This is a genomic window from Ruthenibacterium lactatiformans (genome assembly GCF_000949455.1).
Classification (GTDB): Bacteria; Bacillota; Clostridia; order Oscillospirales; family Ruminococcaceae; genus Ruthenibacterium; species Ruthenibacterium lactatiformans.
In genome coordinates, this window is the sequence record NZ_JXXK01000015.1 from 14698 (window position 1) to 28550 (window position 13853).

Annotated in this window: 9 protein-coding genes; 2 read left to right on the forward strand and 7 right to left on the reverse strand. The window is 58.9% G+C overall.

The genetic code is table 11. From position 1 onward, the window contains the following. Positions 1-204: 204 nt before the first annotated feature. The 7 genes from TQ39_RS11055 to TQ39_RS11090 form a co-directional block, all read right to left on the reverse strand. Entirely contained in the window at positions 205-4188 is a 3984-nt protein-coding gene (locus tag TQ39_RS11055) for a DUF4855 domain-containing protein (protein WP_156146279.1), read from the reverse strand. 187 nt (positions 4189-4375) lie between these two features. Then, complete coding sequence (locus TQ39_RS11065) at positions 4376-5227, reverse strand: carbohydrate ABC transporter permease (protein ID WP_050005557.1); 852 nt, start codon at positions 5225-5227, stop codon at positions 4376-4378. A 13-nt stretch (positions 5228-5240) separates the two neighbouring features. Next, complete coding sequence (locus TQ39_RS11070) at positions 5241-6200, reverse strand: carbohydrate ABC transporter permease (RefSeq protein WP_009326134.1); 960 nt, start codon at positions 6198-6200, stop codon at positions 5241-5243. Between the two features lie 142 nt (positions 6201-6342). Further along, on the reverse strand, positions 6343-7716 hold the full coding sequence (locus tag TQ39_RS11075; protein ID WP_009326135.1) for an extracellular solute-binding protein: 1374 nt from the start codon (positions 7714-7716) through the stop codon (positions 6343-6345). A gap of 474 nt (positions 7717-8190) precedes the next feature. Further along, positions 8191-9222, reverse strand: a complete 1032-nt coding sequence (locus TQ39_RS11080; protein ID WP_009326136.1) for a Gfo/Idh/MocA family protein — start codon at positions 9220-9222, stop codon at positions 8191-8193. A gap of 36 nt (positions 9223-9258) precedes the next feature. Further along, on the reverse strand, positions 9259-10551 hold the full coding sequence (locus TQ39_RS11085) for an enolase-like domain-containing protein (protein ID WP_050005558.1): 1293 nt from the start codon (positions 10549-10551) through the stop codon (positions 9259-9261). Positions 10552-10556: 5 nt separating this feature from the next. Further along, positions 10557-11546 carry a hydroxyacid dehydrogenase gene (locus TQ39_RS11090; RefSeq protein ID WP_050005559.1) on the reverse strand — a complete coding sequence of 330 codons (990 nt, stop codon included), beginning with the start codon at positions 11544-11546 and terminating at the stop codon, positions 10557-10559. A gap of 192 nt (positions 11547-11738) precedes the next feature. Here TQ39_RS11090 and TQ39_RS11095 point away from each other — a divergent pair, with 192 nt between their 5' ends. Together TQ39_RS11095 and TQ39_RS11100 are read left to right on the forward strand one after the other, a co-directional pair. Then, positions 11739-12590, forward strand: a complete 852-nt coding sequence (locus TQ39_RS11095) for a helix-turn-helix transcriptional regulator (protein WP_009326139.1) — start codon at positions 11739-11741, stop codon at positions 12588-12590. Between the two features lie 192 nt (positions 12591-12782). Beyond that, a complete protein-coding gene (locus TQ39_RS11100; RefSeq protein ID WP_050005560.1) occupies positions 12783-13718 on the forward strand; it encodes a Gfo/Idh/MocA family oxidoreductase in 936 nt (311 codons plus the stop codon). Positions 13719-13853: the final 135 nt, after the last annotated feature.

The window sequence follows — 13853 nt, forward strand, 5'->3', positions numbered from 1 at the left end:
AGCCGTGCTGCTGAAAAACGGCCGCGCGCCCGCCATGTGCGGACGCGCGGCCCCGTTGCCGTTCTGCGTGGTTCAATGTTTCCAAAGCTGCGCGCATGCGCATCGGTTTATGCCCGGCACACAGCCGCACAAGCTGCGAGCTTGAAACCATTATAGCACACCGCCGCTGGAATGCATCCGGCTTTTACCAAAATGTCACATTTTTTATGCGCGTGTCTCCCGATACTTTTTCCAAGCCAGCACAGCCAGCAGGACCACACAAGCCGCCGCGGCTACGGTGACCCAGACCAGCGGGAACGCATCCCCTGTCTGGGGCATTCCCGGCGCAGGTGCGGCCGTACCGGAAGACGCGCCCCCCGCGCCGCCGGAAGGCGTGCCGGAAGAGGAAGATGTGTCTGCAGAAGAACTGCTCGTCCCGCCCGAAGGAGCGGAAGAAGAGGAGCCGCCGCTTTCGGCGCCCGCCTTCGGCTGTGCCAATACATACAGGCTCAGATGTGTCAGCTCCGCATTCAGCAGGCCGTCTGCTGTTTTTGCCGTCAGCAGTTCTTTTTCGCCCTCAGGGCTTACGTGATACAGCTGCGTTTTGGCTGCGTCAAAGCCCTGGGGAAGCGGGAACGCCACATTCAGCACGCCGCGCGGCTGCACCGTGCCGCCATCCAGCAGCAAAGAAATATCAAATGCCGCAAGGTCAACATTTTCATTGCGGAAAGCGCGCGCCACAGAAGCATATGCCGCGTCGCCCGCATCCACCGGCTCCACCTTGAGATGCGCGCCGGCCGGCACTGTGTCCAGCCCTGCCGCAACACGGATCCCTGTTGCACTGTCCACCTCGTTGAACACGGGAGCGGGCTGTTCCGAAGTGAGCGCGCCCTCCACGGTGAATTCATCAAAAGCCACCCAGCCGAATTTGGTATTTTTGTCCGTGTTGAAGCCGCGCTCAAACTCGGCCTTCAGGTATTTCACACGCACCGGAGCACCAGTCTCCAGTACAAAGTGGTAGGCGTCCATACCCGTGGCGATGGCTTCATAGCGGCGAGCGTCCGCCTGCGCCACGGTGCCGAGCTCCGTCCAGCTCTTGCCGTCCAGCGACGCGGAATACGTCACCTTATCCGGCGCGCCGATGCCCGCGGATACCCAGGCAAGATAGTCTACCCCCAAAGCCTGCACCTCAGCGACAGTGTCAAAGGAGATCTGCAGCGTAAAAGGCTCCGTAGCCACGGTCTGCAGGACGCCGATATAATCACCGTTCAGCGTATTCTGGTTCGCCCAGCTTCCTGTTTGAAGGACGCCATTGTTCAGCAGTACAGAAGCCACATTCTGAAGGGTTGCAAAGCTTTCACTGTTCAGGACATTTCCGCTTTCCAACGTTATGGTACCCATGGAGGCGATGCCCTCGCCCGAAGCCAGCGGCGCCGTGCCGTTTACCGTGAATTCGTCCACGCCCAGCCATGTATAGGGCGCAGCCGGGTCTTTGGAGGCGTCCAGGCCGTGGCCGAACTCCGCGCGGATATAACGGGCCTTTTCGGCGGCATCCAGCTTGAGCACATACTCGACCGTCTCGAAGCCGTTGGCCGATCCCGGGCTTATCTCCGCCTGCGCATAAGTTACAGTGCCCAGCTCTTTCCATGTCTGGCCGTCCTGTGAAACACTGTATGCAACACTGTCCGGCGCGCCGATGCCCCATCCCGGATTGGAAACGGAGCCCAGCGCCACACGCTCCACCTGCCCGATACCGCCCAGATCCGCTGTCAGCGTAAACGGCCCCTGCGCGTGATTGGCATTGATCTTCACATAGCTGTCGTTCCAGGCGCCGGCCTTTTCATTGCCGTCCACCAGTTTCGGAAGCGCCTGCAGCAGCTTGTTGAATTCTTCGGTATTTTTTACATTGTCCGCTTCCAGTGTAAGCGTGCCCGCCGCCGCAAGATTCTTGACAGGCTTCTCCATCTCCGTGGGGATGCCGCTGAAGAAATCATGCATCGCGTCGTAGATATACCGCGTGCCCGAGACGTTCTGGCTCGTCTCTGCAATGCCCCATGTGCCCGTGTACCAGGCAATCAGGCTGTTGTTCTGATAGGCAAGCTTGTCGTCCGCCCCTTGCGTGAGGTAAGAGCGGAACTGGCTGATGTATTTGTCGTTGATGCCGCCGAATTCCATCTCGATGCCCAGGCCGTACTTTTTGCACAGCGCAGCGGTATCCGCAATGCGCTGTTCGGAGGCATTGGCGTCGAACGCATAGTTGGGCTGCATGATGGCGTAGTCAAAGCCGAAGGTCTTCCAGGCGCGGAACCCGGAGGACTGGTAGAAGGGGATCCAGTAAATTTGATACGCGCCGTTCTCCAGGCTGTGGACGTAATCCGTTACACCCTGCACCGTTTCCAGAACCAACGGGTCCACGTCGTAGTGCATCACTTCATCGTACCAATAGAAGCCGTCCAGACGCAGGTTCTCGTAACCCTTGGCCTTGAATTCCCGAATCACGGTGTCCAGATACCACCTGGAGGCCTCCATGCGGTCCGCCAGAGCCTGCTGCGCCGGATTGGTATCCGAGACCGCGAAATTCAGCGAATGGGTGCCGCCGGGCAGCGTGCCGAAGGCATCCTGGCACAGAATGGGCGGATAAAACGCAATCTTCACGCCCACTTTGTAATCCGCGTCGCCTGTGGCCTCTTTCACCAGGGCCACAGCCTCGTTCAGCGCGTCCAGGTTATAAGCCGTGCCTGTACCCTCGCCGTAGTGGAACAGAAAATCAAGATAGGTCTGCCAGTCCTCCGCGGTGGCACACATCTGTGCCGCATCGGGGTTGGAGGTCATCGTACTGCTCACATAGATGAGGTTATGGTAATCCGTATCGTCATCCGGCGTATCCAGATTTGGTGTATAGCCGTGGGACAGGAAGGTAACGGATTCAAAAAACTTATCCGTAATATTGCCCTCCCCGTCCACATAGCCTACCATGGGAAGAAGCTCCTCCACGGTTTTCTGGCTGGTCTGCAGCGCGCCGCCCGCGGAAGAGAACCAGTGTCCGGCATAGGCCAGCGCCTCGTGCTGGATGCCGCGTGCCTGGTCTGTCCAGGCATATTTGTTCACAACTTCATAATCCGTGCCCGGAGTATCCGGCAGCGTTTCGGCGGTGTCCGAAGGCGCCGCTGTGCCCCGTACCTCCAGCTCGTCGGCAAAGGCCCAGGTGCCTGTCAGCTCAAACGCGACCTTTACATAACGCGCATTGTAGTTCAGGCCGTCCAGCGTAAAATAGTAGCTCTGGCAATTCACCTCTTTGCCGTTTTCCACCACGGAATAATAATGGTCCGGGTCCTCGTCCTTCACGGCGTCGAAGCGGGAAACACGGCCCACGCGGTGGAACGTTACGCCGTCCTCCGACAGGAAGTAGGTGACCATCGACGGCGCAGAAATCCCCCATCCCAGGCCCTCCTGCATGTGGAAGGAAAGCGATTCAATATGGCTCAGCTGCCCCAGATCCAGCGTGATGGCGCGGTCGATCTGCCGGTATGCCTCATAATAATGGGAGCGCATGCCGCTGCCATTCCAATTGCCGTCCAATATCTCGCCGCTGCCGTAATAGCCGTCTGTCAGGCGGTTGAGGATGCTCTCCTCTTTTTCGCGGATCGTTGTATCCTTGGTGGCAGGGTCAAGGTCCGTACCGGCGCCTTCCATTTCCAGTGTGAAGGCATCATTGCCCTTTCCCTGCGCCAGGTTTACAGTATCTGCCGCCGTTGCGGCGCTGGCTGTATCCGCGGAACCGGAAGAAGATGAGACATCCGAAGACACCGTCTCGGAGGAAGACGAAGCGCCTGAAGAGGACGCCGCCCCGGAAGAGGACGAAACGTCCGGAGAGGACGCCGCCCCGGAGGAGGACGAAACGTCCGGAGAGGACTCTGTCCCGGAGGAGGACGAAACGTCTGGGGAGGACGCCGCCCCGGAGGAGGACGAAACGTCCGGAGAGGACGCCGCCCCGGAGGAGGACGAAACGTCCGGAGAGGACGCCGCCCCGGAGGAGGACGAAGCATCCGGGGAGGACTCTGTCCCGGTGGAGGATGAAACAGCGGAAGACGGCGCCGCGTCAGAGGAAGACGACACGCTTTCCGCATAGGCGGTTGTGAGCGGCATCGCCAGCATGGATATTGCAAGGACCGCCGCCAGGAAAAAACGCATGATTTTTTCTTTACGCATTCGGATAACTCCTTCTCAATGATACCAATGGGCTTGTTCTGAGTCTTCTTTCTTGTTTTCTGTTTGTTTTTGAGCGCACCAAAACAAGGGTGCCGCAAAATGGGTACTCTGTGCTCTGTCTGTTCTGTTTCACAAAAAACGCCCATGCGCCAAAACGCACGGGCGCAGGATTTCAGCTCACCGGCTTTTATTTTAAGCCGGAAGTCGTGGAAATGCCGCTTATAAACTGTTTTTGTGCAAGGAAGAAGATGATGATGAGCGGCAGGGTGAACATCACGCCTGCGGCCATCAGCAGGTCCCATTCCTGACGCGCAGTGGTCAGGAACATCTGCAGGCCGATGGACAGCGTATACTTTGCGCTGTCCTGCAAATAAAGCAGCGGGCCGTTCAAATCGTTCCAGCCGCCGATGAATACAAGCACCATGATCGTCGTCAGCACGGGCTTGCACATCGGGTAGACCACACGGTACAGAATGACGAACTCGTTCGCACCGTCGATGCGCGCGGCCTCAATGACGCTGTCGGGCAGGCCCTTTACGAACTGCCGCATAAGATAGATGTAATACGGCGTACCGAAAAATGCGGGCAACACCAGGGGTACGAAGGTATTCACCAGCCCTAGCTTCGACCATGTGATGAACAGCGGGATCTGCGTGACCTGCCAGGGAATCATCATTGTGGCGAGAATGAGCGGGAAAATATATTTCGCACCCTTCCAGGGGATCTTCGTCAGGGAATAGGCGATCATCGGCGCGGCGAAGATTTGGCCGAGGACCGGCAGAATCGCGACCACCAGCGTGTTCTTCGTATACGCGAACAGCGGCATACGCTTAAAGATCGTCGCAAAATTTTCCCACTTAATGGGGTCCGGAATCCACTTGGGCGGATTCAGAAATATCTGGTTCGTAGGCTTTACCGCGGTGGAAAGCATCCACAGGAACGGCATGAAAAAGATGCAGGCAAAAAAGATCAGCAGAATATAAGAGCAGACCTTGCCCACGGTGCGCGAGGTTTTTGCAGAGATGATCCATTTTTTCACAGCTGTTCCCCCCTTACTCTACGTCGTAGGTGACGCGTTTTTCCATCAGGTACATGGCCACGAACGAAACCACCAGCACAATCAGGAACAGCACGATGGCCATAGCCGAGGCGTAGCCCATCTTCATGTAGCTGAAGCCGTTCATATACAGATACATCGAATAGAACAAAAGCGAGTTCTGCGGCCCGCCGGTGATGCTCTGCCCCACCTGGGAAACACTGGCGAACACATACGCCTGCGTGAAATACTGAAAGGACGAAATAAGCCCCATCACCACCAGGAACTGAATGGTGGGTGAAATGTACGGCAGAGTGATCTTAAAGAAACGCTTGACAGGGCCCGCGCCGTCCAGCTCTGCCGCCTCGTAGAATGACTTTGGCACCGCCTTCAGCGCCGAAAGGAAAATGACGGTGTTCTGCCCGCAGCGCCACACGTCCATAATCATCAGCGAGATCTTGGTGAACTTCGGGTCGCTCAGCCAGCTTGGGCCTCGGATGCCGAACCAGGACAAAAAGTTGTTCAGCAGGCCGTATTCCGGGTTGAGCACCCACAAAAACAGCATGGCGCTGGCCACAATGGGCACCACTGTGGGCAGATAATAGATGGTGCGGAACGCGGGCATGCCCTTGACCTCCTTCGACAGCAGCACGGCCAGCGCCAGAGCGACCACAAGGCCGATGGGCATGCCGATGAAGGACATGACGGCGGTGTTCTTGATCGACACCGGAAAATATTTGTCGTTGAACAGCGTGACATAGTTGTCCAGCCCTGTGAACTCTGCCGGCTGGAAGATGTTAAAATCCGTAAAACTATAATACAGCGCGGAGAGGATCGGATAAAGCTGGAAGCACAAAAACCCGATGAGCCACGGCGAGACAAACAGCAGGCCAAGGAGGAAGAACCTCCGCTCTTGTTTCGATTTTCGTTTTTTGATCCCGTTTCCTTCCTTTTTGGCGGCCGATGCATTTCTCATGCCAAAACCTCGCTTTCGTAGAGATGGCCCGCGGCACGGGCTTTGGGAATACAGGCGCGATACAAAAAAGGAAAGCGCCGACCGGGCCGGGTAACCGCACAGCCGGCGCTTTCCTCTATTCTTTACTGTTTCTTTTGTCTGTTCAGCCGGCGGCCTCGTCCGCCATGGGCTGCACCGCTTCCACAACGGCCTTGGCCGCGTCTTCTACGGTCATATTGCCGGCGAGCGCCTCGGTCATGTAAGTGCTGATCTCAGTCAGATACTCGTTGACATAGGAGCTCATGGGGAACGCACGGAACTCGCCGTCGCGCAGCATCTCCGCCACCTGTTTGGCCTCTTCGGAAACGCCGTCCATCGCGATGACCGCATCCAAAGCGCTCTTGCGCGGCATGAACGCGCCATTGCCATAGTCGCCCTCAGCCATGAAGGCCATGTTCTCGGCGCTGGTCAGGCTCTTGAGCACCTTCAGCGTGGCTTCGGCGTTCGCCGTTTTGGCGTTCACTTCCCACACGCCGCAGCTCAGCATGCCCTGGCCTTCGCCGCCCTCGGCGGGAGCCGGCATCGGGGCGATGCCCATGTTGGTGCCGGTCTCCTTCGCAGCGTCCACCATGGAAGCCAGCGCAGAGTCCGCCTGCCAGCGGATGGCCAGCTTTCCGGTGAACAGCGGGTCCTCGGTTGTGGCGCGGGCGCCCAGAGAATCGATGAAGCGCTTCACGTTGTCATAGCCGTACTTGCTGTAAATGTCGGCCTGGAACTGATAAGCCTTGAGCATCTCGGGAGAATCGAAGGTGATGGTGTTGGTCTCTTCGTCGATGAACTGCGCACCGAACGCCACAGGCCACAGAACGTTGTCCAGCCAGGGATAATCGGGGATCAGGCCCATCTGCTCAATGGAACCGTCAGCGCCAACCTTCGTGCAGTCGTCAATGCACTGGATCAGCTCGTCCATCGTTTTGGGGAATTCTTCCCAGCCGGCCTCGGCCAGCATGTCCTTGTTGTAGAACAGGAACGTAGAGCTGTACGTGAAGGGGATGGAATATACCTTATCCTCGTAGGTGCACACATCCCATGCGGCGTCGATGAAATCGTCCTTGTTCCACTCGGCGTCGCCGCCGTTGACAAACTCGGTAAGGTCGTACAAAGCGCCGTTGTTCGCCCAGGTGGGCGCGTTGTTCCAGTAGTTCTGGAAGATGTCCGGCGTAGAGCCGGAAGCGATCGTCGTCATGATGACGTCCGCCGTTTTGGCGCCGGACACAACGACTTCGATGTTATCGGTGTTGGTGGCGTTGTAATTCTCGGCCCACTGCAGCAGACGCTGATGGGGCTTGGTTACTTCCTCATCCTCGGCATACATGTGCCAGACGGTGACCACCGTCTTTTCGCCGGAGGGCGCGGCGGACGCCGGGGCGGAACCAGATGTGCTGCCGGCTGCGGAAGAAGATGCTCCGCCGCCGCAGGCGGTGAGCGCCGAAACAGCCAGCGCAAGAGAAAGGATCAAAGCGAGTGCCTTTTTCATAAGTGACCTCCTGATGAAACATTATTTCCGAACGGGCCGGACGACCGGTCAGCCCGGCCCGTACATGGCATCAATTCCGGGCGTGCACACGGGTCTCTTTTAAAAGAATATCCTGGAGCCAACGGCTCCAGGCACCGGCGCTTTTGCGCAAAAGCGCACGTCGATGTGCCCCGGGTGCTTTTTTGCCCTCCTATACTATACCAAATCTGCAAAAATTCTTCTTGGCAAATCTTCCATTTTCGGCCGCCGCCTTCCGGGCGGCCTTTTTTGCACTTTTTTTGAGGCGCCGCGGGCAGTTCCGCCTAAAAACGGCTTTGCTGCGTCCTTCGCCTCGTAAAAACAATTTACACAAAATTAAATTTCAAAACGCCGCATTTGGCAGGCAAACTTGATAAATCGTTCAATCCTGACCCACCGAATTTGAAAAAACATCCAAAACAGAACCGTCGCCGAGCAGTTTTACTGGTAAAAGCGTCACAGAACTACGGGCTTCCCCTCGGCCGCGGAGCGGTAAGCGGCCAGCACCAGCGCCAGTGCCTTGCGGCCTTCGGCCTCGTCCACCAGCAGCGTCCCCTCGCCGCGCACCGCGTCGATAAAGTTGCGCAGCTGTGCCACATGCCCCGAAGGGTCAATCGCGCCCGCCTCACTGTGGGAGCGCACCTCCGGCGCGGGTTCCTGCTCATAAATATGGTAAGCGGAGTCTCCCGCCACCTCCCATTTAACGATGCGGTCTTCTTCCAAAATGATCGTTCCTGACTCGCCGTTCAGCTCGATGCGGCGCGGAAAGCCGGGGTAATCCCCCACCGACGCCTGAATGACGCCCTGCGCGCCGCAGTGCCAGGCCACCACAGCTGTGAGTGTATCCTCCACCTCAATGTCCCGCACCAGCGTGCCGCTCAGCGCATAGATGCTGTCTGCCGGCCCCATCAGATACCGCACAAGGTCCACACCGTGGATCCCCTGGTTCATCAGCGCCCCGCCGCCGTCCATCGCCTGTGTGCCCCGCCAGGTACCCGAATCATAATAGCTCTGGGGGCGGAAATATTTCATATACAAATCGCAGCGCGTGATGCGCCCCAGCGCCCCGCTCTCCAAGGCGCGCTTTACGCGCGCCACGGCCGGGCCGTAACGCAGCTGGGAGACTACCCCCACCTGAACACCGGCGGCGCGTGCTGCGGCGGCCACAGCGTCGCAGTCCTCCAACGTCAGCGCCACGGGCTTTTCAATGAGCACATGCTTGCCCGCGGCCACAGCCTGCAGTGCCAGCGGCGCATGCAGGTGGCTGGGCGTGCAGATACACACCGCGTCCACCTGCGGGTCTGCCAGAAGCGCGTCGTAATCCGGATACGCCCGGGTGCCGTAAGCCTGTGCCGCGGCACGGGCGCTTGCTTCCACAGGATCATACACGCCGCACAGCGCCGCGTCCTCGATGGATCGGATCGCGTCCAGATGGAACCGGGAGATCACGCCGCAGCCCGCCACGGCAAAATGCACTTTCAAATCCAAAGGTTCAACATTCCTTTCCGGGCGCGGCCCTCCTGTTCAAACCGGGCGCAGCGTGTCCGCATAAGCGGGCAGCGGCGCAAAAATGCCGCTTTCCCCATAAAAACCTCCGTCAAGCCGGTACACGCCGTTCTGCGGTGTGCGCCAGGCGGCTCCGGGCGCGGCGCACATAGCGTCCAGACGGCGCCAATCGGTATAATTCTGCGGGCCGTTGCTCTCCACAACACCCACGCGCAAGCCCGGTACACGCGACAGCCGCGCCGCCAGAGACATATTCCAGTCCAAAAGCGCAGGCGGCACCGTCAGGTCCGCGCAGAAGCACGCCGCGCCGCTTTTCTGCGCCGCGCGCACCATCTCCAGCGTGACGGACAGCGTTTTTGCAATGGGTTTGCAGGCGATGGCCGAATAGCCGTATTCCCGGGTCAGGCGGGCAACGTCCTGTGCGCTGTGGGCGCTTTCGTCGCCCGCTACGCGTACCGGCAGGCCATGCACGGGTTCCGGCCGGTCCCCCGCAAACGGCTCCTCCAGCAGCACGATGCGCTCCAGCGCATCCATCTTGTCCGCAGCATCCAGAAAGCGCAGCAGAAATTCCCTGTCCGGATAACGGCCGTTGGCGTCCAGATAATAGACGGGGCGGCCACACTCCGTATACGGCGTGGTAAAGCCGGCGGCTGCCGTGTGGACGGTGCGCAGGCGCCCGATGTCCCACGCAAGCATGGCCTCCGGGTCTCCGTTTTTCTCCGGGTCGGAACCGATCTTTACCTTTAATAAAAAGGCGCCGTCCTCCAGCAGGGCGTGCAGCTCGTCCTCCGGCGTATGGTAAGTGATGAGCGGGATGCTCCCCAACTCTTTTTCCCGGTTCGTCAGCTCCGGGCAGAAGGACGCGCACAGCGCGTCGAAGGTGCCGTTCCCCCGTTTTGCGTTCCAAAGCTGCCACAGCGCAAAATCCACGGGTACCAGCGCGTTGAGTACAAAGGTTTGCGGCACGTCTGCCCGTCCCAGAAGTCTGCGGGCGAACGCCAGAAGCTCCGGCACCAGGCCCGCAGTCATACCGGGCGGGTCTGTGAAAGCCTGTCCCTGCAAAAGCTCCAGCGCGCGGCGCGTGACCGCCAGCATTCTTTCGTTGCCGCCCGCTTCGTCACAGGCGCAGAAGGTGACGGGGTCGGACCAGAGCACGCTCTGTACGCCCACACCCATGCCGCTCGCTCCGCTGTCCAGCGTCAGGCGCACGGCCGTCTGCCACAGCTCGCTCAGCGTGCCTCCCTTGAAGCCGAAAGGTGCGCGCAGCGGTTCCCGTATGACGCCGAGCTCTGTGTTAACGATACGTTCCATGGCGCTTACGCGATGGTGGCCAGCATGGCCTGCGTGATCTCAGACACCAGCGTCCCGCCTGTAAGGAACCGTCCGATCTCGTCGGCCACGTGCGCGCCGATTTTCAGCTTGCCGTTGTTGGCAAGGCCCGCCAGATGCGGCGTCATGATGCAGTTGGGGATGCCTCGCAGCGGGCTGTCCGCGGCAGGCGGCTCGGGGTCCGTCACATCCAGGCAGGCATATTTCAGCTTGCCGCCGCGCAGCGCTTGCGCAAGCGCTTCCTCGTCTACCAGGGCGCCCCGGGCGGTGTTGATGAGGATGGCTCGGTCCTTCATCAAAGAAAGCGCGCGGCCGTTGATCATATGGCGGGTAGAATCCAGCGCGGGCGCGTGCAGCGAAACCACATCGCTTTCGGCCAGCAGCGTATCCAAATCTGCCTTTTTCGCGCCCATGGCGGCGATGGCGGCTTCGTCCAGCAGCGGGTCATAGGCCAGCACATTTACGCCGAACGCCTGCAGCAGCTCGATGTAGTGGGAGCCTGCAAAGCCACAGCCTACCACGCCCACGGTGATGTCGAACAGCTCGGTGATGACGCTGTAATCCTCCACCCAGCCGCCGTTGCGGATCTCCTCGTTGAAAGCAAACACGTTTTTGCAGGCGCAGATGGTAAGGCCCAGCGCCGTTTCCGACACACCGTAGCTGAGGATGCGCGCGCTGCTGACAACGCGGATGCCGCGGGCATACAGCTCGTCGCTGACGATGCCCTTCACGCTGCCCGCGGCGTGGGCCACAAAGCGCAGGTTGGGTGCGCAGTCCAAAATTTCCTTATCCAGCTGCGGCACGCCCCAGGATGTAATGGCGATATCCGCCCCGGCAATGATCTGCTTGACGGTCTCTTTTTCGGCCTTGTCCGTTTCGTTCACGGCCACCTCGCCCCATTCGGCCAGGCGGGCCATTGTTTTTTCGGAAAGCAGCGTCGCGCGCAGCGGCGCGTCCATCAGCACGGCAATTTTCATCGTTCGGTAAGCTCCTTTTCCGCCGCCCGTTGTCCGGCCGGCCCTCTTGCCCACATTATACCGTCGCCTCCCGCCGGTGTCTTTACACTTTTTTTAGGAATATTGTACTATTTTTTCGCAGGTGTTCCCTTTGCGCATGGCGTTGCTGTATACTGATATTGTAGAAAAGCAGTGAAAGGAAGGGGAACACGGATGAACGAATGCAGCATCCTCTGGTGCGGCAAGTACCACCAAAACTGGGAAAACGAGCTGCACTGCCACAACTATTTCCAAATGGTAGGCATTCTGAGCGGCAGCGGCACCGTGTATGTGGACGACCAGCCTTATGAGATTGAAAAGGAGCAGGTGTTTCTGCTGTGCCCCCAGCAGCTGCACGCCATCCACTGCGGTGAAAAAAACGCTGCGCCGCTGAAAATGCTGGATGTAAAATTCACCGTGGCGGATCCCGCGCTGTTCGAGGATCTGGTGCGCGTGGGCGATATGTTCCATTTGCAGGATTTCGGATGGTTCGTGCGCTTTTTTGATAAGATCATCGCAGAGAGCGCCCAGCAGCGCCCCTATTATTACTCCATCATCAGCGGCTATTTGCTGGAGATGCTGGTACGTATCGTGCGGGAACGGCTGGGCCAGCCCGCCGCAGCGCCCGAGGAGGAGGCGCCCCGCGTCGCCACGTTCAAGGGTGTGGACGTTGCCGCACTGATGCAGTATATCGATTTCAACTATTCCCGCATCATCAGCCTGGAGGATCTTTCCACCCTGGCGGGCGTCAACAAAACAACGCTCATCAGCATCTTCAAGGAGGTGTACGGCACCACGCCCATCCGCTACATCAACCGTATCCGCCTGCGCAAGGCCAAGGAGCTTCTGGTGAACACCGACACCAGCGTCAGCGAGATCGCAGACCTTGTGGGCTTCCAGAGCATCCACTATTTCAGCCGCTTTTTCAAAGCGAAGGAAAACTGCACGCCCATGGAATACCGCATGCGCAACGGGCAGAGCCGTTATTTCAGCTTTCAGCGGCAGGGCGGCAGCAGCCTGTGGTAAGGCTGCTGCCGCCGGCGAAAAAAAAGCAAAAAATTCTGGATAATATGCAAAGCAATCCCGGCGGTTTCGTTTTATAATGAGGCCGTTGACAAACAAAACGGCCCGGAAAGACGCGGACCTGTCAACAGCCCTATAATGCAAACAAAACAACAGCCGCCTGTGCGGCGGCCCGTAAAAGGAAGTGCTGAATTTATGATACGCATCGGCGCCGTCAACATCGACACCTCCCACCCTCTGGGATTCGGCGAGGTCATGGAAAAGGACGACCGTGCACGCTATGTGGGCGTGTACAACGACTCTTTCCGTCCGGACAGCGAGGTGGAGGGCTTCATCCGCCGCTTCGGCTTGGAAAAGCGCTGCAATACGCTGGAGGAGCTTGCCGCGATGTGCGACATCGGCTTCATCCACGGCTGCGACTGGGACGACCATCTGCGCTGCGCAATGCCTTTCATCGAGCAGGGCAAGCCTGTGTTCATCGACAAGCCTCTGGTGGGGAATCTGGCCGACTGCCGCCGCGTGGAACAGCTTGTAAAAGACGGCGCGGTGATCCTCGGCGCGTCCAGCGCGCGCTACGCTTACGAAGTGCAGCAGTTCCTGGCGCTGCCTGAAGAGGAGCGCGGCGAGGTGGTGAACGTGTTCGGCACTGCCGGCGTGGACGAATTCAACTACGGCGTACACATTGCCGAGGCCATCGGCGGCATTTTGGGACAGGGCGCACAGAGCGTGCGCTACATGGGCCGCGGCGAAGCCGGCGGCAAGTACTCCGAGAGCTATTTCGTACAGTACGAAAACGGAAAAAGCGCTGTTTTCAACACCTTCACAGGCACCTGGCAGCCCTTTGTTCTCACCATTATGACGACCAAAACCACCCACCATTTCCGCATGGACTCCAACCGCCTGTACGAGGCGCTGATGTGCGAGATCTGCAATTATATGGAGGGCAAGCCCAATCTTCTGGCGGGGCCGGACGCACTGCTGGAATCCGTCAAAGTAATGCTGGCGGCCACGGCCTCCCGCGCGCAGGGAGGCGTGCCCGTTGCGCTGGATGCCCTGACGGACGCAATGCCCGCTTACGACGGCCGTGCCTTCTGCAGGAGCTACGGCGCGGCGGCAGGCAGACTGTACTGATATTCTCCGAAAGCAGCGCCCTGCCCCGGCACGGACGCTGCTTTTTTTGTACACAGCGCCTATGTTTTGACGATTTGCCAACTTTATGGGATGATATGCAAATCTCTTTTGAGCAAAAGGGAGTACCATCAAATC

Coding starts and splice junctions, on each gene's coding strand:
- TQ39_RS11055 (WP_156146279.1), bottom strand. CDS start 4,188: ATGCGTAAAGAAAAAATCATGCGTTTTTTCCTGGCGGCGGTCCTTGCA.
- TQ39_RS11070 (WP_009326134.1), bottom strand. CDS start 6,200: ATGAGAAATGCATCGGCCGCCAAAAAGGAAGGAAACGGGATCAAAAAA.
- TQ39_RS11075 (WP_009326135.1), bottom strand. CDS start 7,716: ATGAAAAAGGCACTCGCTTTGATCCTTTCTCTTGCGCTGGCTGTTTCG.
- TQ39_RS11085 (WP_050005558.1), bottom strand. CDS start 10,551: ATGGAACGTATCGTTAACACAGAGCTCGGCGTCATACGGGAACCGCTG.
- TQ39_RS11090 (WP_050005559.1), bottom strand. CDS start 11,546: ATGAAAATTGCCGTGCTGATGGACGCGCCGCTGCGCGCGACGCTGCTT.
- TQ39_RS11095 (WP_009326139.1), top strand. CDS start 11,739: ATGAACGAATGCAGCATCCTCTGGTGCGGCAAGTACCACCAAAACTGG.
- TQ39_RS11100 (WP_050005560.1), top strand. CDS start 12,783: ATGATACGCATCGGCGCCGTCAACATCGACACCTCCCACCCTCTGGGA.